Annotated in this window: 25 protein-coding genes; 5 read left to right on the top strand and 20 right to left on the bottom strand. The window is 62.7% G+C overall.

Annotated elements, in window-relative coordinates:
- Positions 1 to 20 precede the first annotated feature (20 nt).
- On the bottom strand, positions 21 to 2,288 hold the full coding sequence (locus tag B0B52_RS19840) for a TonB-dependent siderophore receptor (RefSeq protein WP_077595400.1): 2,268 nt from the start codon (positions 2,286 to 2,288) through the stop codon (positions 21 to 23).
- A gap of 999 nt (positions 2,289 to 3,287) precedes the next feature.
- Here B0B52_RS19840 and B0B52_RS19845 point away from each other — a divergent pair.
- Entirely contained in the window at positions 3,288 to 4,667 is a 1,380-nt protein-coding gene (locus B0B52_RS19845) for a site-specific integrase (RefSeq protein ID WP_077595401.1), read from the top strand.
- Here B0B52_RS19845 and B0B52_RS22860 read toward each other — a convergent pair.
- The 14 genes from B0B52_RS22860 to B0B52_RS19915 form a co-directional block, all read right to left on the bottom strand.
- Positions 4,595 to 5,023 (bottom strand): AlpA family phage regulatory protein, encoded by a 429-nt coding sequence (locus tag B0B52_RS22860; protein ID WP_077595402.1) that lies wholly within the window; start codon positions 5,021 to 5,023, stop codon positions 4,595 to 4,597. The genes B0B52_RS19845 and B0B52_RS22860 overlap by 73 nt on opposite strands.
- Positions 5,024 to 5,241: 218 nt before the next feature.
- Positions 5,242 to 6,123, bottom strand: a complete 882-nt coding sequence (locus tag B0B52_RS19855) for a sterol desaturase family protein (protein WP_077595403.1) — start codon at positions 6,121 to 6,123, stop codon at positions 5,242 to 5,244.
- A gap of 64 nt (positions 6,124 to 6,187) precedes the next feature.
- On the bottom strand, positions 6,188 to 6,859 hold the full coding sequence (locus tag B0B52_RS19860) for a helix-turn-helix transcriptional regulator (RefSeq protein WP_168173596.1): 672 nt from the start codon (positions 6,857 to 6,859) through the stop codon (positions 6,188 to 6,190).
- A 62-nt stretch (positions 6,860 to 6,921) separates the two neighbouring features.
- A complete protein-coding gene (gene cadR, locus B0B52_RS19865) occupies positions 6,922 to 7,395 on the bottom strand; it encodes a Cd(II)/Pb(II)-responsive transcriptional regulator (protein WP_077595405.1) in 474 nt (157 codons plus the stop codon).
- A 95-nt stretch (positions 7,396 to 7,490) separates the two neighbouring features.
- The gene (locus tag B0B52_RS19870) at positions 7,491 to 8,054 is read right to left on the bottom strand and encodes an MAPEG family protein (protein WP_077595406.1); all 564 of its coding nucleotides are present in this window, start codon (positions 8,052 to 8,054) and stop codon (positions 7,491 to 7,493) included.
- A 5-nt stretch (positions 8,055 to 8,059) separates the two neighbouring features.
- Positions 8,060 to 8,665, bottom strand: a complete 606-nt coding sequence (locus B0B52_RS19875) for a TlpA disulfide reductase family protein (protein ID WP_077595407.1) — start codon at positions 8,663 to 8,665, stop codon at positions 8,060 to 8,062.
- Complete coding sequence (locus B0B52_RS19880) at positions 8,665 to 9,339, bottom strand: SCO family protein (RefSeq protein ID WP_254425782.1); 675 nt, start codon at positions 9,337 to 9,339, stop codon at positions 8,665 to 8,667. Before B0B52_RS19880 ends, B0B52_RS19875 begins: the two co-directional genes overlap by 1 nt.
- Positions 9,336 to 9,827, bottom strand: coding sequence for a signal peptidase II (gene lspA, locus B0B52_RS19885; protein WP_077595408.1), 492 nt, complete (start codon positions 9,825 to 9,827; stop codon positions 9,336 to 9,338). Before lspA ends, B0B52_RS19880 begins: the two co-directional genes overlap by 4 nt.
- Before the next feature lie 2 nt (positions 9,828 to 9,829).
- The gene (locus tag B0B52_RS19890; RefSeq protein ID WP_077595409.1) at positions 9,830 to 11,242 is read right to left on the bottom strand and encodes a TRAP transporter large permease subunit; all 1,413 of its coding nucleotides are present in this window, start codon (positions 11,240 to 11,242) and stop codon (positions 9,830 to 9,832) included.
- Complete coding sequence (locus tag B0B52_RS19895) at positions 11,239 to 11,811, bottom strand: TRAP transporter small permease subunit (protein WP_077595410.1); 573 nt, start codon at positions 11,809 to 11,811, stop codon at positions 11,239 to 11,241. Before B0B52_RS19895 ends, B0B52_RS19890 begins: the two co-directional genes overlap by 4 nt.
- Positions 11,808 to 12,416: a phosphatase PAP2 family protein gene (locus tag B0B52_RS19900; RefSeq protein WP_077595411.1), complete on the bottom strand. Its 609-nt coding sequence runs from the start codon at positions 12,414 to 12,416 to the stop codon at positions 11,808 to 11,810. The genes B0B52_RS19895 and B0B52_RS19900 overlap by 4 nt, the downstream gene beginning before the upstream one ends.
- A gap of 5 nt (positions 12,417 to 12,421) precedes the next feature.
- Positions 12,422 to 15,520 (bottom strand): heavy metal translocating P-type ATPase, encoded by a 3,099-nt coding sequence (locus B0B52_RS19905; RefSeq protein WP_371327415.1) that lies wholly within the window; start codon positions 15,518 to 15,520, stop codon positions 12,422 to 12,424.
- A gap of 91 nt (positions 15,521 to 15,611) precedes the next feature.
- Positions 15,612 to 16,238 carry a cation transporter gene (locus B0B52_RS19910; protein ID WP_077595614.1) on the bottom strand — a complete coding sequence of 209 codons (627 nt, stop codon included), beginning with the start codon at positions 16,236 to 16,238 and terminating at the stop codon, positions 15,612 to 15,614.
- Positions 16,239 to 16,264: 26 nt separating this feature from the next.
- Positions 16,265 to 16,861 carry a thiol:disulfide interchange protein DsbA/DsbL gene (locus tag B0B52_RS19915; protein WP_254425783.1) on the bottom strand — a complete coding sequence of 199 codons (597 nt, stop codon included), beginning with the start codon at positions 16,859 to 16,861 and terminating at the stop codon, positions 16,265 to 16,267.
- A gap of 211 nt (positions 16,862 to 17,072) precedes the next feature.
- On the opposite strand from B0B52_RS19915, the gene B0B52_RS19920 reads away from it, so the two are divergent.
- The 4 genes from B0B52_RS19920 to fdxA all read left to right on the top strand — a co-directional run bounded on the left by B0B52_RS19920 (position 17,073) and on the right by fdxA (position 19,746).
- On the top strand, positions 17,073 to 17,576 hold the full coding sequence (locus tag B0B52_RS19920; RefSeq protein WP_174575511.1) for a TlpA disulfide reductase family protein: 504 nt from the start codon (positions 17,073 to 17,075) through the stop codon (positions 17,574 to 17,576).
- Between the two features lie 50 nt (positions 17,577 to 17,626).
- The gene (locus B0B52_RS19925) at positions 17,627 to 18,889 is read left to right on the top strand and encodes a L,D-transpeptidase family protein (RefSeq protein ID WP_077595414.1); all 1,263 of its coding nucleotides are present in this window, start codon (positions 17,627 to 17,629) and stop codon (positions 18,887 to 18,889) included.
- Positions 18,890 to 19,022: 133 nt separating this feature from the next.
- On the top strand, positions 19,023 to 19,274 hold the full coding sequence (locus B0B52_RS19930; RefSeq protein WP_139352033.1) for a hypothetical protein: 252 nt from the start codon (positions 19,023 to 19,025) through the stop codon (positions 19,272 to 19,274).
- A 94-nt stretch (positions 19,275 to 19,368) separates the two neighbouring features.
- Positions 19,369 to 19,746, top strand: coding sequence for a ferredoxin FdxA (gene fdxA / locus B0B52_RS19935; RefSeq protein WP_077595416.1), 378 nt, complete (start codon positions 19,369 to 19,371; stop codon positions 19,744 to 19,746).
- 117 nt (positions 19,747 to 19,863) lie between these two features.
- Here the strand turns inward: fdxA and B0B52_RS19940 are convergent, their stop codons facing one another.
- The 5 genes from B0B52_RS19940 to B0B52_RS19960 are packed head-to-tail and all read right to left on the bottom strand — an operon-like array spanning position 19,864 to position 25,090.
- Complete coding sequence (locus B0B52_RS19940; RefSeq protein WP_077595417.1) at positions 19,864 to 20,913, bottom strand: esterase; 1,050 nt, start codon at positions 20,911 to 20,913, stop codon at positions 19,864 to 19,866.
- Between the two features lie 2 nt (positions 20,914 to 20,915).
- Positions 20,916 to 21,887, bottom strand: a complete 972-nt coding sequence (locus B0B52_RS19945) for a tripartite tricarboxylate transporter substrate binding protein (protein ID WP_077595418.1) — start codon at positions 21,885 to 21,887, stop codon at positions 20,916 to 20,918.
- Positions 21,888 to 21,947: 60 nt separating this feature from the next.
- Complete coding sequence (locus B0B52_RS19950; protein ID WP_139352034.1) at positions 21,948 to 22,913, bottom strand: tripartite tricarboxylate transporter substrate binding protein; 966 nt, start codon at positions 22,911 to 22,913, stop codon at positions 21,948 to 21,950.
- Between the two features lie 24 nt (positions 22,914 to 22,937).
- Positions 22,938 to 23,873, bottom strand: coding sequence for a hydroxymethylglutaryl-CoA lyase (locus tag B0B52_RS19955; protein ID WP_077595420.1), 936 nt, complete (start codon positions 23,871 to 23,873; stop codon positions 22,938 to 22,940).
- Complete coding sequence (locus tag B0B52_RS19960) at positions 23,870 to 25,090, bottom strand: CaiB/BaiF CoA-transferase family protein (protein ID WP_139352035.1); 1,221 nt, start codon at positions 25,088 to 25,090, stop codon at positions 23,870 to 23,872. The genes B0B52_RS19955 and B0B52_RS19960 overlap by 4 nt, the downstream gene beginning before the upstream one ends.
- Between the last annotated feature and the right edge of the window lie 14 nt (positions 25,091 to 25,104).

Consider the following 25,104-nt stretch of genomic DNA (forward strand, 5'->3'; position numbering starts at 1 on the left):
TCGTTGCCTTGGAAAAGCCGTTAGAAGTCCACCGCCGCCGACATCAGCAGCGTACGCGGCGCGCCCTGGACAAAGGCGCCATACGAAGCGACGCCCGACCAATAGGCCTTGTTGAATGCGTTCTGCAGGCTGGCGCGGAAAACAGTCTGTTTTCCGGAAATCTTGGTGGTGTAGCGCGCACCCAGATCAATGCGTGTCCACGCCGGGATCTCTTGCGTGTTGGCCTGGTTGACGCTCTGTTCGCCTGTGTAGAACGCGCCGGCGGTCAGGGTGAGCCCACCCACCCAGGAGGTGTCCCATTCCGCGCCTAGATTGGCTTGCACCGCAGGAACTCCGACCGGTGTCTTGCCCAGCGTTGCAGCGCTGTTTGTCCGCGTCAGCTTGGCATCGATCAAGGTGACGCCGCCCAGCAAGCGGATGCCCGGCGTGGCTTGGCCGAGCATATTCAACTCCAGGCCACGGTTGCGCTGCTCGGCATCGACCGCAAACACGTTCCCGGTCAGTTGCCCGCTGGGTTTTTCGATCTGGAACAGGCTGGCAGTGGTAATCAACGCGCCATGATCAAACTTGACCCCGATCTCATGCTGCCTGGACTTGTAGGGGGCGAAGACCACTCCGGCATTGGAGGCTGTCTGCGGCGCCACGTCACCCTTGCTCAAGCCTTCGATGTAATTTGCATAAAGGGAAACGTTTTGCCAGGGCTTGACGACCAGGCCCGCCAAAGGAGTGACCGCGGACTTTTCATAAGTCGATGCAAGCGCGCCTGTGGCTGGATTGAAGTTATCGGATTTGACGCGTTGCTGGCGCGCGCCGATGGTGAGCAGTACACGGTCGTCAAGCATCGACAAGGTATCGCTGAGCGCCGCGCCGCTCAGGGTGGTCTCGGAGATCTTCGAAACCTGGGCAGGTGGCGCGACATTCTGCGCGGCCCGCTCAACCGGCGAATAGATGTTGGAGAGCACAGCTGTACCGTTGGTGGAGCCGCGGTCCAGGCGGTCCCGGTAACTGCTGACCTGCAAGGTCACCGCATGCCGTATGGCTGCTGTATCAAAGCGGGCACGCACGCCGGTATCAGCGGTGGCGCGGTCAATGTCGAACCTGAAATAGGCCGGCACCGTGCTGGTGTCGCCCGCGGCATTGAGGATGTTGGACGTGCCGAAAAGCCGCGCCACGGTTGTTTTCCCTCCCCCCGCGTTCGCAAACACCGTCAGCTTGTCGCTGAGTTCGTATTCCGCACGCAGCAAGGCCGACTGGTCCTCGACCTTGGACCATTCCCATGCCTGCGTAACATTGCGCCTGCCATCAGGCGCCGCGGGCACCACACTTGCAGCAGGCAACAGGAATGGACGCGACGGCGCGTCAAAACGCTCCACCTGGCTGATGAGGTCCAGCGACGCGGAAAGCCGCTCGCCCTGGAAGTCCAGCGCGGCCGCACCCACACTCGCCTTGCGAGATTGTTTATCCACGGCGGTGTCGCCCTGCTGATGCCCGGCATTGACGCGCACACCGAACTGGCGGTCCGCACCAAAGCGGCGGCTCACATCGAGATGGCCTCCGCCCTGTGGACCAGAAGCATAGTCAGCCGTAAAACGCGTCAGGTCGGTCTTCAGCGCCCGCTTTGGAACCACATTGATCACGCCCCCGATGCCACTGTTCGGTGACATGCCATACAAGAGGGCGCCGGGGCCCTTCAGGACCTCCACGCGCTCAATGTAGTCGGTAAAGAGCCGGTAGTTAGGCGCGACCCCGTACTGTCCGTCAAATGCGATCTCGCCCACATTCCCCTCGCCAATCGGGAAGCCGCGGATAAAAAATGCATCCAGCAGACCGCCCGTTTGACCCGTCGAGCGCACGGACGAATCTGCGGCCAAAACGTCCGCAACCGTGCCCGCCTGCCGGTCCTGAATCATTTGCGCGGTGTAGCTGCTGACACTGAAGGGCGTTTTCATGATGTCCGTATTGCCCAGCAAGCCGAGCCGCGCCCCCCGTGCCGCCTGCCCACCGGCATAAGGCGCCGGAAGACCGTCCGCCCGTTGTTCGCGGACGATTACCTCGGAGAGAGTTTTGGAACCCTCTGTCTTGACACTTTCCACCGCCTCTTCAGTGACAGGTCGCACTGCCTGCGCCTGCGCCTGCGCCTCGCCCAGACAACTGATACCCAGCAGCCCCACCACAGCCACGCGCCTGGCAGGGGCCAACAGATTAACGAGGCCGAACGGCGGATGCGGCAAAAAACGCGAGGTAAAGACTGGGAGACGAGGGTGATACCCGGTGAGCATGATGCGCATGTCCTTTTATTGTTTGAGAGAGATATGAAGACGGGAGAAAAGTCAGAAGGTAAAAATCAAATCTCCATAATCTTAATTGAAATAAGAATGATTCTCAATTACATTTTTAGATAAAGAGCAACCGCATGTTTATTGTTGGGACGCGCGAGTAAGCGGCAGCACCCATCGATCTCCCGCAGTCAAGATTTGCAAAACCCCCTAGTACTGCAACCCGGAAGTATCGAAACATGAAAGCGCGTCTTCGTACCCATGGCGGCGTTGCAATCCTTGCGAAGGCGGCCAGCCTTCGCTGCGGCTTGCGCCTTGCCCTGGGCACGAATCCATCACTTTCATCTTGTCTCGCTACTTCCGGGTTGCAGTACTGGCGCAGTACAGACCGTCTGGAGCTATGGATGCGGGCATGGCAGCGAACATCGGCGTCCACCATGGGCGGAGCAGCGCGGATCACCCCCGCAATAAACGCAGCGAAGCAACGGCGGGACAGACCGTATTCGCGCCACAACTTCGGCTGAAAAGTGCCTCGCTGCGTCCACGATCCCCCGGCGAAAATGCTTGGGAGTCGACCCGGCGCTGTTCATCACGGGGACCGGACATGTGGCGCTCAGGGAATATGGCGCAGAAATGAAAAAAGGTCAGCAGATATGTACCTGCTAACCTTCATCAATTTGGCGGAGTGGACGGGACTCGAACCCGCGACCCCCGGCGTGACAGGCCGTAAAATGACAAAACTGCACCAACTTAGTGCGACAGCCTGAGACGCTATGAATCCAGCGACACAACTACAAGTCCTTGTTTATAAAAGACTTTATTGTCTCGCGCTGCCTCAAGCGATCTGAAGTCGAATTTTTCAAGCGCGTGCAAAGTGTTCCCACGCTGTTCCCACGGAACCCGTTTTTGAGCTATTCTGTTCCCATATTGCCGGGGGTCGTGGATCGACATCGGAGCGTGGGAACAACTGCCCGGCCACCCCTTGCGACCCCCTTCACCAAGAAGCACAGGATGGCTCACTTTCAATTGACAGATCGGGCGGTCAAGACCGCCAAAGCAACAGACAAAGAACGCCTGATGGCCGACGGTGGCGGGTTGTTCCTGCGTGTCCTGCCAACTGGCTACAAGTCGTGGATGCTGGTCTACGGCTTCAACGGCAAGCGCCAGAAACTGGCCTTGGGCAACGCCGCCGACGTGTCGCTCGCCAAGGCCCGCGAAGCCGCCTCCGAGGAGCGCGCCCGCATCGCCTCCGGCGCCGACCCGCGTGTGGCGATGATGGAGCGCGAGGCCGAGCAGTCCGCTCAGCGCGAGGCCCTCATCGCCGCGGAGATCCAGCGCAAACGCGAGGCATCCACCCTGAACGACCTGTTCGATGCCTGGCTCGAGAACGGCGTGCAGCGCTCCGACGGCAACGCCGAACTGCGCCGCACGTTCGATAAGGACATCCTGTCCCGCCTCGGAAACAAGCCGGTACGCGGCATTACCGACATTGAGCTGCGCGACGCGCTGCGCAAGGTCGGTCGCAGCCGTGGCCGTGGGCGCACGGCTGAACGCATGCTGTCCGAGATTAGGCAAATGTACCGTTGGGCGATCAAGCGCCAGCCCTGGAAAGCGCTGCTCAGCGAGGGCAATCCGGCCGAGCTGGTCGAGACCAAGCAGGTGGTTCCCAATGGCTACGAACCCGTCATCCGTGAGCGTGTCCTCAAGCCTGCCGAAATCCGCGAGTTGCGCGACATCTTCGACACCACGTTTGCGCAGTACGAAATGGCGGAGAACCGGCGTAGCGCCGATCGCCCGCTGCAGCGCGAAACGCAACTGGCCTTGTGGCTCTGCCTCGGCACGGCCTGCCGCATCGGTGAGCTGCTGATGGCCCGATGGGAGCACATCGACCTCGAATCCGGCACCTGGTTCGTTCCGCGCGAGAACACTAAGACGCGCGTGGAGTGGCAGGTCTACCTGTCGGACTTCGCACTGCGTCACTTCAAGGAACTGCATGGGCTCACCGGCGAAGGTGAAGGCAAAAGCGAGTGGTGCTTCCCCGCTCGCCAGAAAGAGGGTCACATCGACGTCAAGACCGTTTCCAAGCAGGTCGGCGACAGACAGATGCGCTTCAAGAACCGCAAGCCGCTCAAGAACCGCCGAAACGACGACACGCTGGTGCTGTCCAAAGGCGAGAACGGGGAATGGACCCCGCATGATCTGCGCCGCACCGCGGCCACGATGATGCAGGCGCTCGGCGTCAGCCTGGATGTCATCGACCGTTGCCAGAACCACGTCATGCCAGGCAGCAAGGTGCGCCGGCACTACCTGCACCACGACTACGCCGACGAGAAACGCGAAGCCTGGCGCAAGCTCGGCGAGCGGCTCGATGCGGCCCTGCTCGACGGCTGACGCCTGCCTCGCTGTAGGGCATCTGCCACCCTCCCCGCCCCTGGCGATGCTGGGGTCACGTCGGCATGGTCATCATGCGGCGAGCGGGGCGCGCGGTAGCCGCCGGGATCGTTGATCCACGCCTGGAGCGCTGCCGGCGTCCAGCCACATGCCCGCCCACCCAAATGCACCGGCGGCGGAAAAATCCCGTCGGCGATCCGGCGGTACACCGTGGCGCGGCTCAAGGCGGTGATGCGCATCACGTCGGCGATGCGGAAGAAGGCCGGCGCAGCGGTGGTTAGGGGCGGGACCCCCGCGCCGGACTTCCGAGGATCATCGGATTCGTTGGTAGACAAGCTGCACACTCCTGAGAACATCAGGGCAGCAGATTGCCCGGCAGCGCCGCCGAGAACGACCCATCCTGGCGTACCGCAGCGCAATCGCAGCGCAACCGCGCTCAGTCTCCTAGCGGGGGCGGTCAGTCCAGTGCCAGCGACTTGGATTGATCGGAATTGTCGTGGCCCGGCTTCGACTCAATCGCGGCGTGCCAGCTGATCTGCACCCTCTGTTGATCAACCCGCACCCTCCATCCGCGTTACTTCGGGGAAATGACATCGGCGGTAGCCGCGCGCTTGAGCGGATGCAGCAGCTGGCCCCAGTAGTCCCGCGGATAGTCCTTTTCTCGCAGGCCCACCGCCTCGTCGCCCAGCTGGTCCCTGCTGTCAAAGTAGGTCCCCATGGCCCTGTCCCAGATCATGAAGAACTCGCCGAAGTTCACCTGCGCGTCTTCGAAGTCCCGCTTATGGTGCCAACGATGCGTCTCGGCAACCCCGATCACGTGTCGCATGGGTCCAAGGCTGTAGTCCAGGTTGGAGTGCTGGAATGTCAAGTGAACGACCAGGATCGCTAGCCAGGCCGCGACAAGCTCCGAGGGAGTGCCCATCGCGAACAGGACGGTCAGTCCAGGCGCCGCCATCAGTGCGGCATGCAACGGATGCCGCCGCTCGCCGTTGAGCCAGTACAGGCGCTCGGCACTGTGGTGCGGCGCATGCAGGCGCCAAAGCCAGGGCACGGCATGGCTGACGCGATGCACGGCATAGAGACCGAGGTCGAACACGGCAGCCACGAGCAGCAACTGGGTCCACAAGGGCCACTGCACGGGAAACAGGCGCCACTCCGACGGCACGAAGTCGCCCAGTCTGGCGATCCACACGGCGGTCAGCTGGATGACCGCGAGGTTGACAACAGTGTGCGCGATGTCGGTGTGGGTATCGCCGTGGTCCACCAGCCAGGCCGCGCGGAAGGGCCGGAATCGCTCGAGGAACGCAACGGCGAGCACGCCGGCTAGCGAGATCGCGGGCACGATGGGCCAGTACGGCATGCCGGCATAGAGCGTGTAGACAATGGCCAGTGCCGAACCGCCGAATACCAGCGGATAGCTACCCCAGCGCAGGACTGATTGTGCGAGTTGCTTCATGTCGGTACCTTGGTTCTGATGGGTGCCGACGATAGAGGCGCGCCGCGCTTGCGGCTTGAACGAATCAGTCGATCGCGCCGGAAAGCGCGACTTGTCTCAGCAGGTTCGCCGGGCTGCTTCCCAACGTGGCTCGGAACGTCCGGCTCAGATGGGCCGAGTCGGAGAACCCGGCCAGATGGGCGGCATCGGTAAGACTGCCTCCTGCCGCAAGCTGCCGCAGCGTCTCGATCAGGCGCACCCACTTCAGGTAGCTGCGAAGGGGCAGGCCCGTCTGCTCCACGAACCAGTGCGAAAAGCGCTCGGGCGACAGATGAACCATCGCCGCCAGGCTGCGCCTGTCGGTCTCTCCCCTGCAGGCTCGAAGTTCGCGCACGACCGCTTCCAGTCGCTTGTCTGCAGCATGCGGCGGGTCCGGCCGGAAGATGCTTTGAACGGTCGCCAGGTCGTCTGCATTCGCGACGTCCAGCAGCCGCCGGGCCATGTCGGGATCGAGCGCCACAGCGGGTTGGTGCGGGCGCAATCGCAGCGCCGTCGCCTCGGGTGCGAGCGCATCCAGGTAGATCGAAAGCACCGCGCCGCCGCCGAGCCTATGACGCGTCCCGGCCGGAATCGCCAGTGCCTGATCTTGCAGGCGACCGGCCGGGGTCTCCACCTCGACGACCCCTTCCAGGCCCACCGTGATCTGGTGGGCAAGGTGCTGGTGCCAGTCGTGTGCGCCGACGCTTCCACGGAACACGCCTACCCCGGGGGCGATCCAAGCGCGCCCAGCCCAAGCGAGGCCGTCCGGTTCCAACGACTTCAATGCGCTGGCTTCGGGCTGCGCGGTCCCTGCGGGGGCCGCCGGTGCCCGACCGAGTGCACCCCTTGACCCGTGGACTTTCGGACGGTGACTTGCTTCAGGCCATCCAGGACGCCGCATTCGGCCGCCACGCCATCACATTGCAGTCGAAGCGACTTGAGCTCCCTTTGGAGTTCTTTCAGGTCGCGGATGCGCTGAGCCACGTGCTCGATGTGCTCGTCCAGAACGTCGTTGACGGCATGACAGTTCTCGCGGGGCGCATCCTGGAATCGAAGCAGCGCGCGGATTTCATCGAGCGTCATGTCGAGCGAGCGGCAGTGCCGGATGAAACCGAGCCGCTCCAGGTGCTCGTGCCCGTAGAGCCGGTAGTTTCCGTCGCTGCGAGGGGGCTCCTTCAACAAACCCTCGCGCTCGTAGAAGCGGATGGTTTCCGCCTGGGTCTGGGTCACTTTCGCGAGTTCGCCGATCTTCATGGGAAGGCCTTTCCAACCCCGAAGTGTAGCGCTGAACCTTGAAGTGCCTGTAGAGTTGGGCGTCGCCGGTGCCAGCGCCGATGTAGTTGGCTTACTCATCGCAAGATGCGGGTGATGACCGCGGCCACCGCCGCGACAAAGGCCACTACGCTCGGCAGGGCAGTCAAGGCCATGCCAAACGCGCGCGCCCCCGCCCCGTCCGGGTATCCGCGCAGGAACGCCACCCGGCCCACGGCGAAGAGCACCACGGATGCGCCAACAAACGGCATTGCCTGGCCCCTTAGCAGCAGAAGGACGGCCAGCAGCAAGATGATCGTGACCGTGGCCTGCTCCAGCGTGTTCTGCAGGAAGGCCGCATACACCGCGATCCGCAGGCTCGGCTGACCGTAGGCCGAGCCGCGAATGTCCTGCGCGGAAAGCCGTCTGCCGCGCGAGACCAGGCCGATGCCGACCATGATCCACAGGACGATGAAGAGGCTGGCACCCGCTCCGAACGTCAATGCCGAATCGAGGTCGTCCGGGAAGTGCAGCAAGTTCGGTAGAAACAGGTAAGCAAGTCCGTACGTCACTGCACAGACGACCGCCGCTGCGCCGCTGCGCCAATGCACCTTGCGCTGCTCCTGTCGAAGTTCGTCTTCCGTCAATTGGTAGGGTGTCATAGCCATCACTTCCCCCGCGCGCCCGACAGCGCCTGCAGAGCCTCGACGATCTGCGGGCTGTCCCATTCCGCGGTTCCGCTCATGCGGCCCAGTTCACGGCCTTGCCGGTCCAGCAGCAAGGTTGTGGGCACGCTGACCGCCTTGAGCGTGAAGATCGCGGCCGCATCCGCGTCCAGGTAGACAGCCAGATGTTTGATTCCCACCGACGCATAGAAGGACTTGACCTGGTCCAATGCCTTGGCGCCTGCGTCCATGGAGAGCGCGACGACCTGGAATTCGCCACCACCCAACTGCGCCTGCAGCCGGTCCAAGGAAGGCATTTCCTGGCGGCACGGCGGGCACCACGTGGCCCAGATATTCAGCAGGACCACCTTCCCCCTGAAACTCGAGAGATCGACCGGCCGCCCCGTGCCATCCAGCACTCTCAGGTCCGGCAGCGGCACAGGCTGCGCGCGCATCACAAGCGGCAGAGCGCTCACGCTGGCGCTTCCGGCCGGCCGATTGGAGTAGAGGTATGCGAACAGGCCCAGCCCGGCCGCAGCCGGCAGGCCCAGCGCAAGCATCCAGCGCCGACGGCGACTGCCCGTGAATTCATCAACCAGGGCCTGCATCACGCACCACCCAGAAGCAGCTTGGCATCGGCGGCCAGTGCCTCGGCGCCAACGCCATACCGCGCATACAGCCGCAGTCGGCCACGCGGGTCATAGACGAAGCTGGCCGCCGTATGGTCCATCGTGTACGAACTGGGCGACTGCCCCGGATTCTTTCGGATGTGGAGCTTGAATTCTTTTGCCACTTGTTCAAGCTGGCCCGGCTCTGGCCGCAGCGCTACGAAGGCGGGATCGAAATTGGCCAGGTAGGTCTTCAGCACTTGCGAGGTGTCGCGCTCCGGGTCAACGGTCACGAAGATTGCCTTCAGCCTGGCCCCGTCCGGGCCCATCAGCTTCTTGGCCTGCACAATTTCGGTCAAGGTGGTTGGGCAGACGTCCGGGCACTGCGTGAAGCCGAAGAAGACGACGGCTACTTCGCCGTTGAAGTCCTTGAGGCTGCGCGTCACGCCATTGTGATCGGGCAAGAGGAAGTCGCCCGCATAACCCGCTCCGGTGATGTCGATCAGCTTGAAGGGGCTGGGTACGGGATAGGACTTGGACTGCACAAGAAATACGGTCGGCGCGGCGAGCAGCATGAAGATCCCGACCACCAGCGCGACTCGCTTGCGCTCCACCTTCGCGTCCTGCGGCCCGTTCGACATTCGGCGAAGCTTGCGAGCGCTGGAGTTGCTCATGCCTTCTCCTGCGCCTGCGGTTGCTTCGAAGCGGTGAACGATGCAAGCACCAGGCAAGCCGCGCCCAATGTGATGGCGATGTCTGCCACATTGAACGCTGGCCAATGCCATCCGGCGAGATGGAAATCCAGGTAGTCGATGACCTGTCCGCGCAGGGCTCGATCAAAGGCATTTCCCAGCGCGCCCCCCAGGATCAGACTGAAGGCCAGCGACTCGCTGCGCGGCCGAGGTTGCCGCAACATCCAGATCAACCAGGCGGAAGCCGCGATCGCAATGGCCAGGAAGAACCAGCGCTGCCACCCGCCCGCGCCGGCAAGGAAACTGAAGGCTGCACCCGGATTCAGGACATGGACCAAGTTGAAGAACGCCGTGACCGGATAGGACCAACCCAGGGGCGTGGTGGCGTCGATGGTGCTTTTGGCGGCCTGGTCGGCGGCGAGAACAACAAAGGCGAGCGAGAACCAGGGAGCTTGTCGATGTGGATGCATATTCACTTGGTGGGAATGGGGTCTGGGGGCGGTTCTGGTGCCACTTCGGGCGGCGCTTTCAACGCGTCTTCGACCTGCTTATCTGTCAGCGTGGCCGCCGGCGGCGGTGTGCTGGCGATTCCGGGGAACGCCACGAGGATGCCCACCATCACCATCTGCAGTATTAGAAACGGGATGGCGCCGAGGTAGATGTCGGACGTTCGAACTTCCGGCGGTGCCACGCTGCGCAGGTTGTACAGCGCGATGCCGAACGGCGGGTGCATGAAAGAGGTCTGCAGGACCACCGCCACGATGACGGTGAACCAGACCATGTCGATGCCGAGCTTGCGGGCCACCGGCGCGATCAGGGGCACGACGATGAAGGCGATCTCGAAGAAGTCGAGAAAGAATCCGAGCAAGAAGATGCCGATACACACGAACAGCAGGAAGGGCAGCTGTCCCTGCGGCAGGTGGCCGAAGAGTTGTTCGATCCAGGCCTGCCCGTTGAAACCTCGAAACACCAGCATGAAGAAGGATGCACCCAGCAGCAGGAAGATCACGCTGGAACACAAGACGCCTGCGTTGGTGAGCGCTTCGGTCAGCCGCTGACGGCTCAGGCGGCGCTTGGCCAGCCCGATCAGCAGCGCGGCGCATACGCCCACCGCACCGCCTTCGGTCGGGGTGGCGACGCCGAAGAAGATCGACGCCAGGATTGCCAGGATGAGCATCAATGGAAAACCGGCCGCCACCGCAGCCTCCTTCCACGCGTTCGAAAAGGAGGAGGTGGTGGCATCTATCAAGGGCGGCGCCAAACCGGGGCGCCACCGGGTTGCGACGACGACGTACACCAGGTAGAGACCGACCAGCATGGCGCTGGGCAGCAGGGCCGCGTGGAATATCTCCACCAGCGGTACCTCGACCTGCTCGGCCAGCACGATGAGCACCAGGCTAGGCGGCAGCATCTGCGCCAGCGTGCCGGCGGCCGCGATCGAGCCGGTGGCCAGCTTGGGGTCGTAACCCGCCTTGAGCATGGTCGGTAGCGCTATCAGGCCCATGGCAATGACCGAGGCCGACACGAACCCGGTAATGGCGGACAGCATGGATCCCACGATGAGGGTGGCCACCAGCAAGCCGCCGGGCTGCTTTCGGAACAGGCGGCCGAGGGCAACGAGGGTGTCCTCAGCGATCCCGGTTCGCTCCAGGATCAGGCCCATCAGCACGAACATGGGAATCGCCAGGAAGTTGTCGCTGTTGAAAACGCCCTGCACCCGCAGCGGCATGTTCATCAGAAACGGCGCTGTGAACTGTCCGCTGAGAACGCCCGCCATGCCGAACACCGCAGCAACCGCCGCCAGGGAGAAGGCGACGGGGAACCCGGCCAGCAGCACGACCACCAGAGTGCCGAACATGACGGGCGCGATGAGTTCGGGACTCATGGACGGCCGCCATGCAACACGGTTTGTGCGCCGCGCCGGGCTGGCAGGACACCGGCGAGGAAGGCGATGCAGCGCACGGCTTCGGCGATGCCCTGGGAGCCCAGCGAGAGGAATCCCAGGGGGATCATCCCCTTCATGATCCACGCGGGAAATGTGCTCAGGCTTTCGCGGCTACCGCGCGTTTCGCCGCTGGCGAAGGACCGCGCGAACTCCGGAGCAGTCACCCAGACAGCGACCACGCAGAGCGGCAGCAGCACGACGATAACCCCCACCAAGTCAAGCCAGGCCATGCCCCGTGGCCCGAGCCATCCCGAGAAGACGTCGACGCGCACATGCTCATCGCGCTGCAGCGCAAAGGCGGCCATCAGAAGCACCGCCGCCGCGAAGAAATGCGGCTGCACGTCGTACATGCTTGAAGACGCCACGCCCAACAGCTTGCGGCTGAACGCATTGCCGGCGATGAGGACGGCATTGGCCAGCAGGCCCCAGCGCACCGCGAACGCCATCTGGCGATTGACGGTGTCGATGCGGCTCGCAAGGCGCAGCGCTGCGGCGAATCCGAACCTCATCGCGTAGCCCGCCACTCGTCGACTGCTCGCTTCAACGACACGGCCCAACCATGGGTCGCTGCAACGCAGGCGGCGCCGAGCAGGAAGCCGGCCACAACATCCGCCGGGAAATGCGCGCCCAGTGCCACGCGGGACCAGCCGACGGCTGCAGCGAGTGCGAGCAGAAGCAACCGGAACGGCCATGGACCCAGTGGCCAGAGGCAAGCTACAACGGCTGCGGTATAGACAGCATGGCCGCTGGGAAACGCATGAAGGCTGTCGGGCGCGCCAAGCACCCACGCCATATCGTTGGCATAAAGGTCAGACGGCCGCGGTAGCGAAAACGTGGCCTTGGCCGTCCAGGCCAGGAGCATGGCGACCAGGACACCGACCCCAAACCGGAACGGTGCCAGAGCCGCGGGCTCACAGCGCTTGACCGCTCGCCAGCCCAGCAGAAGCAGACCCATGATTGGCGCGCCCCAATAGCTGCCGATTGCGGAGAGCGCGCGAGCCACGCCGATCCAGTCCGCCGACACGGATCGGTTGGTCCACAGCATCAGTTGGGTGTTGAGACCGCCCCAGTCATACACCCAATGCCGCAAGAGTCCCATGTCGCCAGCGCCCATCGCGCTCAGGCGCCGCGCGTTTTCAGCAGCCGCAGGCCGTTGAACACCACCAGCAGGCTTGCTCCCATGTCCGCGAACACCGCCATCCACAGGGTCGCGGTGCCCGTCAGCGCCAGCACCAGGAAGACTGCCTTGATGCCCAGCGCCAGCACGATGTTCTGCTTCAGGATCGCCCCCGTCTTGCGGCTGAGGCGAATGAACTGCGGGATCTTGCGCAGGTCGTCGTCCATCAGCGCCACGTCGGCCGTCTCGATCGCGGTGTCGGTACCCGCCGCCCCCATAGCGAAGCCGATGCTGGACTTGGCGAGCGCCGGTGCGTCATTGATGCCATCGCCAACCATCCCCACCGTGCCGTGCGCGGCCAGTTCGGCGTCGATGGCCTTGAGCTTGTCTTCCGGCAGCAGCCCGCCACGCGCGTCGTCGATGCCCACGTCGCGTGCGATCACGCTGGCCGTCTGCTGGTTGTCGCCGGTGAGCATGACCGTGCGCACGCCCAGGGCGTGTAGTTCGCCGATCGCCTCCCGACTGGAGTCGCGCACGGTGTCCGCTACCCCGATGACGGCCAAAGCCTCGTTCTGGCTGGCGATAGCTATGGCGGTCTTGCCCTCCCCCTCGAGCTTCTTCAGCGCGGCTTCAGCGGCCGCGCTGCCGATCCCCAGTTCCTGCAGCAACCTGTGACTGCCGAGGTAGTACCACTGTCCGCCAACCCGACCCTTGACACCGCGTCCGGTGAGCGATTCGAAATCGTCCGCTTCACCCAGCGCCTGACCATGCTTTTCGCGCCAGTAGGTGGCGACAGCGCCCGAGACAGGATGGTCGGAACGCGCGGCCAGGCTCGCCGCCAGGCGCAGTGCCTCGTTCTCATCGGACCCGAGTGTCACGACATCGGTGACGACAGGCTTGCCCTGCGTGATCGTTCCCGTTTTGTCCAGCGCGAGCGACTTGAGCAGGCGACCCTGTTCCAGGTACGCACCCCCCTTGATCAAGATGCCGCGGCGCGCCGCCGCCGCAAGGCCGCTCACCACCGTGACCGGCGTGGAAATCACGAGGGCGCAGGGGCAGGCGATGACCAGCATCACCAGCGCCTTGTAGACCCAGTCCATCCACGCGCCCCCGAGGAAAAGGGGCGGCACCAGCATGACTGCCATCGCCACCGCAAAGACCGCGGGGGTGTAGACCTTGGCGAACTGGTCGATGAAGCGCTGGGTGGGCGCGCGGCTACCCTGGGCCTCTTCGACCGCCTTGATGATGCGCGCCAGCGTGGAGTGCGTGGCCTCGGCCGTCACGCGATAGACGAAGGAGCCGGTTTCGTTGATCGTCCCGGCGAACACCGTATCACCGGCACCTTTGGCCACCGGGATGCTCTCACCCGTGATGGGCGCCTGGTTGACCGCCGACTGGCCGCTTTCCAGGATGCCGTCCAGCGGAATGCGTTCGCCTGGCCGGATGCGAACGAGTTGCCCCACGGCCACTGTCTTGGCTGGCACCTCCAGCCAGCTGCTATCGGGTTGCTGCACGGTGGCTTGCTCCGGCGCCATTGCCAGCAGACCCCGGATCGCGTTGCGGGCGCGGTCCAGCGACAGCACCTCGATCACCTCGGCCAGGGCGAACAGGAACATTACCATTGCCGCCTCGGGCCACTGGCCGATCAAGATCGCACCGGTCACCGCGATCGACATCAGCGCGTTGATGTTGAGGATGCCGCTCTTGAGGGCCAGCCAGCCCTTTTTGTAGGTGGGCCAGCCGCCGGTAGCGATGGATACCAGCGCAAGGCCGATCACTGGCCAGGCAGAGTCATTCCCCGTGCTGAATGCAATGGCTTCGGCCACGGCGGCGCTCAGGCCGGAGACGGCCATCAAGCCCCACTGCCGCTTGCTGACCGAGGGTCTGGGAGACTCCTCGATGGCGGGGCTGCCTCCATCCGGCACGGCCTTCATGCCGATCGAGTGCAGCGCAGACTCCAGGTCGGCGGCCGGCGCCGTGTGCGACACAGTCAGCTTGCGCTGCATCAGATTGAAGTCCAGCGACTGGACACCCGGCATGTTCTGCAGCTTCTCGCGGATCAGGCCTTCCTCCGTGGGGCAATCCATGTTCTCGATCCGATAGATGCTGCGCTGCGCGCCGCCAGGGGTAGAGGCAACTGCCTCGGCGGGCGGCAAGCCGATGTCCTTCAGCGCGGTGACGATGGTCTCGGTCGACGGCAATGTGTGCCGCACAGTCAGCTTGCGCTGCATCAAATTGAAATCGAGGCCATCGATCCCCTCGAGCGAGCCCAGTCGCTTGCGGATCAGGCCCTCTTCCGTGGGGCAATCCATCTTTTCGATGCGGAACGTGTCGGTGCGCAGAGTTGCACCTGCGGATCCACCGTGCGTTGGCGTCGGTATCTGCGCGTCCCCCGGCGGCATGCCAATCTCCGTCAGCACCCGCAGGATTGGAGCTGTGTCGGGCAACCGGTGCACGACGGTCAGCCGGCGCTGCGGCAGGTCGAATTCCAACTCCTCGATACCGGCCGTGCCTTGCAAGGCCTCGCGCACTTGACGCTCCTCGTTGCGGCAATCCATCTTCGGCACGTGGAAGGTGGATCGGATTGCCGGTTCGCCTGGCTGGCGCAGCGTCGCGGGCATCCCCAAGGCCGCGAGCGCATCCATGACCGCAATGGAATCGGGCAAGCGATGCTCGACCGTCAAGACACGCTGCGCGAGGTCGAAGTGCAAGTCCTCGACACCGGCAACCTGTCCAAGGCTGGCGCGGATTTGCGCGACTTCGTTCTTGCAGTCCATGCGAGGAACGTGGAAGGCTTCCGTGCGCACTTCTTCCTGCCGCCCAGGCGGAAGTCCGAGCTCCACGAGCGCCGAGGTCACAACTGACAGGTCGTCGAGCCGGTGAGTCACGGTCAGTCGATGCTGCTGCAGGTCGAACCCAAGTGCTTCGACCCCGGCAATCTGCCCCAAGCGCTGCCGGAGCTGGCGCTCTTCGCTCGGACAATCCATCTTCTCGATGTAGAAGACGGTGTCGGTCGCTGGCCGCGCCGAGCCGACCAGGGGATCGCTGGCCAGCGATTCACATGCGGCGGTACCGCACGATTTTGTATTGCTGGAATCCATCGCTTGACTCTCCATTTATCTCGATGAGGTCACGATACACCTTGTAGTCGCTTCAGAGTCAAGCTGGCTCCGTTGGCCATTCGGCCTTCGCTCATTCGGTGCGGTGGGCGGTTTGCTCAGAGCTGGACGCAGCTGACTCGCGTGAAGCCTTGCGTGCGTGTTCGAGGATTTCCCTGCCGCCATTAGCCGCAAACAGGGCCGAGACGATGCCCAGGATGAGGTCCGGAAGATTCGATCCCAGCCACAGAACGAGCAAGCCGCTGACGAGGATCGCCATGTTCACGATCGAGTCGTTGCTCGTGAAGATGGCGGATGCCTTGAAATTGACGTCTTCGCCCTTGTGCCGCTTGAGCAGGCGCAGGCAGAACACATTGATCGCCGCATTCACCGCGGCCATCGCCATCATGGCCGGCCCGATAGGCGCTTCCGAACCCATGAACCTGCGGATCACCTCGCCGACCAGCAGGATCGACAGGCCAATCAGCAACCACCCGGACAGACGGGCCGCTATCACCTTGGCGCGCACGCTACGGCCAACCGCGTAGATGCCCACCGCGTACACCGACGCGTCCGCCAGGTTGTCCAGCGCGGCGCCGATCAACGCGGTTGAAGACGCCCACACGCCCACACCCATTCCCAGCGCGCTCTGGGCCAGGTTGATCAGCAGCACGTACCACAGGATCCTGCGGTCCTGCGCATTGCTGGACGCAAGGTCCATCGCGGCAAATTCGTCGTCGTCGTCCACTATCCGCCCTTGCGCGCTAAATCCAGCAGGTACTCGGTCACCGACAGGGATTTGGCATTCGCTCCGGCCAGCGAACCGGACGTGAGCCAGCGGCCATTCACACCGATCGACGGCGTGCCTTCGATCGCGTAGCCGGTCGCCAGCGCGGTGGCCTGCTTCACTTTCGCCGTGACACCGAAGGAATCCATCGTCTGCAGGAACCGTGCACGGTCCACGCCATGGGCCGCAACGAAGGTTCCGATCTGATCGGGCGTGTCGAGCTTCTTGCGTTCGGCGTGAAGGGCTGCGAACACCTTCGGGTGCAGCTGCTCCACCAAACCCATCGCCTCGATCGCGAAGTACAGCTTCTGGTGGATCACGAGGTCCTCCCGAAACGCCACGGGGATACGGCGGAACAGAACGTCGCGCGGCAGCTTCTTCTGCCATGCGTCGATCATGGGTTCGAAGGTGTTGCAGTGCCCGCAGCTGTAGGCGAAGAACTCCAGCACCTCCACCTTGCCCGCGTCGCGCGTGGGTTGCCGAGACTGCAGGACCAGATAGCTGCGGCCTTCCACGGGGCGGTCCTGGGCAGCCGCAGGCACCATCCACACGGCCATGGGAGTCAAAAGAGATGCAGCAAGAAGTCGTCGTTTCATAGGAGTTCGGAAGTGCGCGGTTTTCGCAAAGCCCCTAATTGGAAACTATAAAGTCGGTACAAGGTCAAGTCAGGAAACTTGCGAGCAGCGCGACCATGGGGTATTCGGTCCGCAGGAGGTGGTGCTGCCTAGAATGCCGAAGCGCAGCAGACCGGGTCGTCAAAAAATGAGCATGAGAAAACTGATCGCCACGATGGCCGCGGTTGCCGCGGTTGCCGCGTTGCTTGGCGCCGGGCTGCTTTACAGCACAAGTTCCGGCGAAGCGCCTCAAGCCACGTTTGTTCTTCTCGACGGATCATCGAGGACAGCCAATGACTTTCGCGGGAAGGTCACCTTGGTCAACTTCTGGGCCACGAGCTGCACCACCTGTGTGGCAGAGATGCCGATGATCGTGCGGACCTATGAGAAGTACCACTCGCGTGGGTACGAGACGCTTGCGGTCGCCATGAGCTACGACCCGCCGGCCTATGTTGTCAACTTCGCCAGCACTCGCAAGCTGCCGTTCGCCGTCGCCCTGGACAACACCGGTGCAGTGGCGAAGGCCTGGGGCGATGTGAAGGTCACACCGACGACCTTTGTCGTGAACAAGCGCGGTCAGATCGTCAAGAGGTACGTTGGCCAGCCGAACTTCGGCGAGCTCGAAAAGCTGATCGAAGAATTGCTTGCCGAGGCATGAGCGCCCGCGCATTCAAAGGACGACACGACGCCACAGAACCTCTCTGATTTATGACTCGCAACCAGCTACCCTTCGTAAAACCGATCCTCCGGAATGTCACGGTGTGCATGGCGGCATGGCTGTCGGTCGCAGTCGGGCCCGCTTGGAGCAGTACCGCTGGAGCGACGACGCCGTCAACCCCCATCCAGACGCGCGCACGCAGCGGGCAACTTGATGCAGAAGCTCGCCTCTTGGAAGTTTATCGGTTGATGGGCGTCGGCGGAGCGCGTGCGGCGCTGGAGGCATCTGAAAAGCTGGTCAAGGACTATCCGACATTTCAGCTGGCCCAACTGGTTTACGGCGATCTCCTCTCGGCACGAGTGAAGCCGGTGCGAATGCTTGGAGACATTCCGGCGGAACTGCCCCAGGCCGCCCACAAGACACTGGACGATCTTCGCGCGGAATCGCAGCTTCGCGTTACTGCCGTGAGGGAGCGCCCCCCATTTGGTTCGGTGCCATCTCAGTTTGTTGGCCTCTCCCCGCGCAACAAGCACGCCATCGCCATTGACGTGTCAAACGCCCGGCTTTACCTCTTCGAGAACTCCAGCAGTGGTGTCAGGTTGGTCGCGGACTACTACATGTCTGTGGGCAAAGCCGGCGTCGACAAGAGCGTAGAAGGCGACCAGCGCACGCCTATCGGGACCTACTTCATCACCAGCAACCTGGATCCGAGAACCTTGAAGGACCTGTATGGGGTCGGTGCGCTCCCCATCAACTACCCCAACGCGCTGGACGTACGACGAGGCAAGACGGGCAGCGGCATTTGGCTGCATGGCACCCCGGCGAACCAGTTCTCCCGGGCGCCGCGGGCCACCGATGGCTGTGTCGCTGTCGCGAACCCCGACCTCCAACGCATCATCAAGACCGTGGAGATTCGCACCACCCCGGTGGCGATTGCCAAAAAACTTCACTGGGTGCGGAGCGAAAGCCTGGCGTCCGAGAAAACAGCATTCGAGGAGCGGTTGCGCTCATGGGCGACCGCCAAATCCACAGCCGAGCAGCCCAAGCTCATGGCCTACTATGCCCCCGATTTCCTCGCGGATGGTAAGAACCTGCGTGCTTACAGCACCGTTTTGGAAAACGAGACAATACGCGTCAGGGGGCGCGTCGTCCAGCTCAGTGACATCTCCCTTGTTCGCTCAGGCGACGATGCCGAGATCATGATTGCCACGTTCGGAGAGGTCATAGCCGGGGCGAAGTCAGGGCGCACCCTGCGTCAGTATTGGCAGCGCCAGCGCAATGGATGGAAGATTTTTTACGAGGGTGTGGTCTGAGTCAGGTCAGGCATCACCGTCGTCCGCACCCCCGTTCTCATGCATTCCGCGCAAAACCCTCGAAGGCCGGTGAGGTTTTTCATCCTGACTTTATGGAGCGTGGCTGGCATTCAACGAATACTTGGAGGCGTCAATGCAAACAACTCTACCTACGAGTCAACGAGTGAAGGCGCTTGCAAACCAAGCGACGGAGTTCAAGCAAAATAGCGACAATTGCTCCGGCCAAAGCGAATCCTGGAGCGAGCTAAATTTCGACAAATTTGCTCAGATATTTGTTGAAGAATGCGTCAGCGTGATTGAGCAACACTGCCTAAGTGTGGATCAGCGTCCGATCAACGTCAGTTCGTTGAAGATGGCACTGCGTGCTCATTTTGGGACTGAATAATCACACTCAGTGGCGACGAAGTTGACGACTTGCCACACTAATGCAGTGGCTTGGCATCCACAATCATCTTGGTAGTTCAGTTCACCCTGATCCCATGACATACGTGGTCACCGAAAACTGCATCCGATGTAAATACACGGACTGCGTGGACGTGTGTCCTGTGGATTGCTTCCGCGAAGGCCCCAACATGCTGGTCATCGCGCCGGACGAATGCATCGACTGTGGGGTCTGCGTTCCAGAGTGTCCCGCCGACGCGATCTTCGGTGAGGACGATGTGCCGCCGGACCAGCGTGATTTCATAATACTGAACGCCGAACTCGCTCGAGCGCCCGGTTGGCGCCCCCTCGTCCGCACGATCCTTCCATTGCCGGATGCCGACATCTGGAACGGCAAGCCCGGCAAGCGCGAATTGCTGGGGCGAAACTGGACTGACAACTTGCCCCAACCCCCGACGGGCAAGCCTATGCGGTGAAAGCAATACGATGTCAGAGCGATGCGACGGCTGCGCACCTCATCCACGCTCAATACCTCGGATAACACTACCGGCGGCCTGCAATTTTAAATCCGACTGGCTCGTACCAACTTGCGCTTAACGCATGAGCCCTTGCTTGCTCAGCCACTCCTGGATTCGTGCTGCCACTTCGTCTGAATTGCGATCCATCATCACCATGTGAGTATTGCCGGCGATGCCCACCTCTGGCAATGCGAGCCTATCGGCCACGGCGCCAGTCTTCGCCAAGCCAGTGCGGAACCGCTCCTGACGGGCAGTGATACCTTGCCAGAACGGGTAGCGCTGAAGGTTGTCTCCCCACACCCAAAGAACCGGGACGTTGCGCAGGCGCGTGTAGTCCGTCGTGTCCGGGTCAGGCGAGCCAGACGGCTCCACAACCACCAGAGCCTTGACCTTTTCCGGCTTCGCGAGGGCAGCCTGGAAGGCAAAGTTCGCACCTTGGCTGTGCACCACAATGACGCAGGGGCATTGCTTATCCACGTACGCGTTGTACGCAGCCTGCGTTGCAGCGTCGTTCGTGGACCACCGCGGAATGCCTTGTTTGGCGAATTGGTCAAAGAAGTCGACCGGGAACTGCGTGCCTGGAAGAGCGCGCCGCTTCGCAGCGGTAGTGTCATACGAGCCGTTCTCTCCGATACGGAACAGCTCCCACGCCTCCCTCTTCGGACGGAAGAACGGTTCGCTTTTGAAGATTTCAGGGTAGCGCGCCCATGACGCCCGCCCCCGCTCCACGGCGTCGCTAACGTAGACGTCGTGCCCGGCATTGAGGAAGTAGCTTTCCCACCCGGCGCCGCCGTCGGGTTTGGTCTCGAAGGTCACACCAGCGAGTCCGCCCCCGTGCCAAAGCATGAGTGGGTACTTCGCCTTGGGACTAGCGAGACGCGTGTAGCGCGCATATAGCGACTCGACCTCGAAATCACCGTTGGGGTCAACCTTGAGGGGCGGTGCGCCGGGCGTGAACGTAATCTCCTTCGTCGGCAGTCCGGCCAAAGTGACACTACGTCCTCCAACGTGATAGCTGCCGACCTCCTTGACTTGGAAGCCGCCCGTGCTCGCGCAGCCCGTTGCGGCCACGGCTAAGCCCAGCGCCCCGACGATTTTCAGAAGACTCTGAGTGGTTGTATTCATGATTAGTCTGCCTTTATTCCTGCTGTTTTGATGACCTTGCCCCAACGCGAATACTCGACTGCGGCGAATGCTCGCATCTGCATTGGGTCGAGGAACGCTGCTTCTGCTCCCTGACCGGCGGCCCGCTCGCTGAACGCTCGCGTGCGCATAATTTTTTGGACCTCTGCCGCGACGTAGTCCACGATTTTTTGTGGAGCACCCGCGTGCGTGTACAGGGCGAACCAGCTCGCCACGTCAAAGTCCTTGATGCCCACTTCCTCGGCAGTCGGGACGTTCGGTAGCGTCGTGAGCCGCTTGCGCGAGGCGACCAAAAGCGGGCGCATTTTGCCGCTCTGAATGTGGGGAATAAGGGGAGGAGCCGTTGTCAATGTCAGATCCACCTGACTCGCGAGCAGGTCCGCCACGATTGGGCCGGTGCCTCGATATGGGATGTGCGTCATGAAGACACCGGCATTGCTCTTGAATAGCTCCGCTGCGACGTGCTGGACAGACCCGTTGCCGCCAGACGCGTAGTTGAGCCTGCCTGGGCGCGCTTTGGCGTAGCGGACCAGATCCTGGGCGGTTTTGATTTCGTCCAACGTGGAGCGCACGATCAACACCTGGGGCGCGGAGTAGACGTTGCACACCGGCTGCAGGTCGCGCATAGGGTCGTACGGCAACTTCACCAGATGGGGCGTCATGACGTGGAATCCGGAGAACGCCATCAGCATCGTGTGACCGTCCGGCCGGGCGGCCATGACTGCCTGGCTGCCCACAACGCCGTTCGCACCACCTTTGTTCTCGACGACCACTGTTTGGCCCAGAGCCTTGCTCAGAGGCTCCTGCAGTGCCCTCGCTGCGATGTCAGCGGTACCACCGGCCGGCGCAGGCACGATGATGGTTAGTGGTCGTTCCAGCAGTTCCTGAGCGAACGCTGGCGCTGCGACTACTGCAGCAGTGCCCACCACGAGTGAGCGGCGTGAAATACCAGGCATGTCTTGTCTCCTTCGTTGTTATCGGGAAAAGCAACGAGGCGCCCGTCAGGCGCCCCGCATTCAGTCAGCCTTGATGTTCGCGACCTTCACGATGCGTCCCCACATCTTTCGCTCGTCATCAGCAAGCTTGGCCAGCGCGGAGCCGTCCAGAAACACTGCCTTGGCCCCCTGGTCTTCGGCGCGCTTGCGAAAGGCTTCAGACTCCACAACTTGGCGGATGGCGGCCGTTAGCTTCGTCGACACATCGGCCGACAAGCCAGCGGGCCCGTAGACGGCAAACCAAGAAGAAGCCACTAACGGGATGCCCAGCTCCATGGCCGTGGGCACCTGCGGCAGCACGGCAAGCCGGGTCTTGCCAGTGACCATCAGAGGCTTCATCTTGCCGGCTCGCACGTGAGCCAACAGCGGCGGCGGGGTCGTAATGGTCAGGTCCACGGTACCAGCCAAGATGTCCGTCACCGTCGGGCCAGTTCCGCGGTATGGGATGTGCGTGATGAAAGTTTTGGTGAGGTCTTTGAGCAATTCAGTGGTCACGTGCTGCAACGAGCCGTTGCCGCTGGATGCGTAGTTCACCTTGCCAGGGTTGGCCTTCACGTAGTTGATGAACTCGCCAGCCGTGTTGGCTGGGAAGTCTGCTCGCACGACGAGCAATTGCGGTGCGTCGATGAGGTGACCCAGCGGCTTGAGGTCTCTCCCGGGGTCAAAGCCCTGAACCGGCTGAATCTGGGGGGTGATGCTGTGAAACCCAGAATACTGTACGAGCAGCGTGTTCCCATCTGGAGCCGCTCGGGCAACGAACTGGCCAGCGATGTTGCCGTTCCCGCCCCCTCGGTTGTCCACCACCACAGACGTACCAAGTATGCGGCCCAGCGGTTCGGCCAGCATCCGCGCCGAAATGTCGGTCGTTCCGCCGGCCGCAGTCGGGACCACCAGGGTGATTGGCCGCTTCAGGTCCTGCGCGAGTAGCGGGGAAGATGCGAGCGCGGCTGCTGCCGCAACAGCTGCGACGAGATTTCTACGGTTCATAAGTGTCTCCATTTGATTGTGGGTTCAGGCGGCTACCTGCGCGACGAGGGCGCTGGGCGGGGGATGTAGGTCTTGGATCCGCCCGGCTTTGGCCACTTGTCCGGGGACCTGGTGTCCAACGAGTTCGGGAAGCGCACGCGCGAGCGCAAACAGCCGCGGCAGGTCTATGCCGGTGTCGTAGCCCATGGCGTCCAACATGTGGATGGCGTCCTCGGAACAGATGTTCCCGCTCGCTCCTGGTGCATACGGACAGCCACCCAGGCCACCTAGCGAAGCATCGAAGCAGACCACTCCCTCCTGAACGGCCGCCAACACGTTGGCCAGTCCCATACCCCGAGTGTTATGAAAGTGAAGGGTCAGCTGCAGCTGTGAATACCGAGACAGCAGCACTTGCGACATTCGTGCAACTTGCCCGGGATGGGCCATTCCTGTGGTGTCGCAGATGGTCAGGCCACGCACTCCTAGCTCGGCAAAGCGGTCGGCCCAGCGGATAACTTCCTCCTGCGCCACGGTGCCCTCCATGGGACAGCCGAAGCAAGTTGAAAGGGAAACATTGATGGCAGCGTGGCCCTGCGCGAGCCAGATGACCTCTCTCAGGCCAGCGAAGCTCTGTTCCCGGCTCATCCGCAGGTTGGCGAGGTTGTGAGTCTCCGAGGTGGACATCACGATGTTTAACTCGTCGGCCCTCGCTTCCAACGCGCGCTCCGCGCCTCGGAGGTTCGGAACCAGCACCGTGTACTCGACGCCACGTACCCGAGCGATGCGGCCCATCACCTCGTCGGCGTCACGCAGAGCAGGAATGGCCCTTGCCGAGGTGAACGAGGTGACTTCAATCTTCGCGAAACCGCACTCGGACAAGGCGTTAACCAGTGCAATCTTCTGGTCTGTGGGTACGAACTCGGGTTCGATCTGGAAGCCGTCTCGGGTGACAACCTCATGAAAGTAGATGCGGGGCCTCATAGCGACTGCCCTGCGATGACGCCGGCGGCCTTAAGCCTATCGACCTGCTCCTTACCAAAGCCGAGTCCTGTAAGCACCTCGCGGGTATCCTGTCCCACAGATGGTGCATTGCGTCGATGGGCTCCAGGAGTGCGAGACAGCTTGGGGACGATGCCTGGAATCATGAGTTTGCTGCCATCGTTCAGCGCAACCTCTTGCAGCATGCCCCTGGCCTTGTAGTGGGGGTCCTTGGCGATGTCGGCCACGGTGTATATCCGGCTTGCCGGCACCGAGGCCGTCTCGAGCGCGTGCATCACTTCGTCCACCGGACGCAATGCAGTCCACTCACCGATGGCCGCGTCGAGCTCTGCGACGTCCTGCACGCGCCCTGCGTTGTCCGCGAACCGCGGGTCGCTGCCAAGGTCCTGCCGGCCGATGACCTCCATCAGGCGCTTGAAGATGCTGTCGCCGTTGCCGGCAATCAATGCAAACCCGCCATCACTGCAACGGTACGCGTTGCTGGGGGCGATTCCCGGGAGTGCACTCCCTGCGGGCTCACGGACCGCCCCGAAAGCGCTGTATTCCGGCAGCAGACTCTCCATGCAGTTGAACACCGACTCGTACAGAGCCACGTCGATGACCTGGCCTAACCCTGAGAGCTGACGCTCCTGCAACGCCATGAGGATTCCGATGACGCCGTGCAGGGCGGACAGCGTGTCTCCAATGGAGACACCCACACGCACAGGCACACGTCCGGGCTCGGCAGTGAGATGGCGCAAGCCACCCATCGCCTCGCCCACCACCCCGAAGCCGGGACGGTCACGGTATGGGCCTGTTTGGCCGTAGCCGCTGATTCGCAGCATCACCAGCCGAGGGTTTTCCTCTAGGAGGCGGTCAGGGCCGAGTCCCCATTCCTCCATGACGCCAGGGCGAAAGTTCTCGATGAGGACGTCGGCTTCGCTTGCGAGCTTTCGGACAATGTCCTGCGCCTCGGGCCTCTTCAAGTCGAGGGCCAACGACTTCTTGTTGCGAGACTGGGCCTGCCACCAAACAGATGTCCCGTCCTTCAACATGCGCCAGCGACGCAGCGGGTCACCTGCGCCGGGCTGTTCGACTTTAACGACGTCCGCACCAAAATCGGCCAAGGTCTTTGCAGCGAAAGGGCCAGCGATAAGCTGCCCAAGTTCCAAGACTTTGAGACCGGTTAACGGACCTGCACCTACGCCTGCACTGTTCATACGGCGTAATGTGT

This window comes from Polaromonas sp. A23, from assembly GCF_002001015.1.
In the GTDB taxonomy this organism is placed as follows: Bacteria; Pseudomonadota; Gammaproteobacteria; order Burkholderiales; family Burkholderiaceae_C; genus Polaromonas.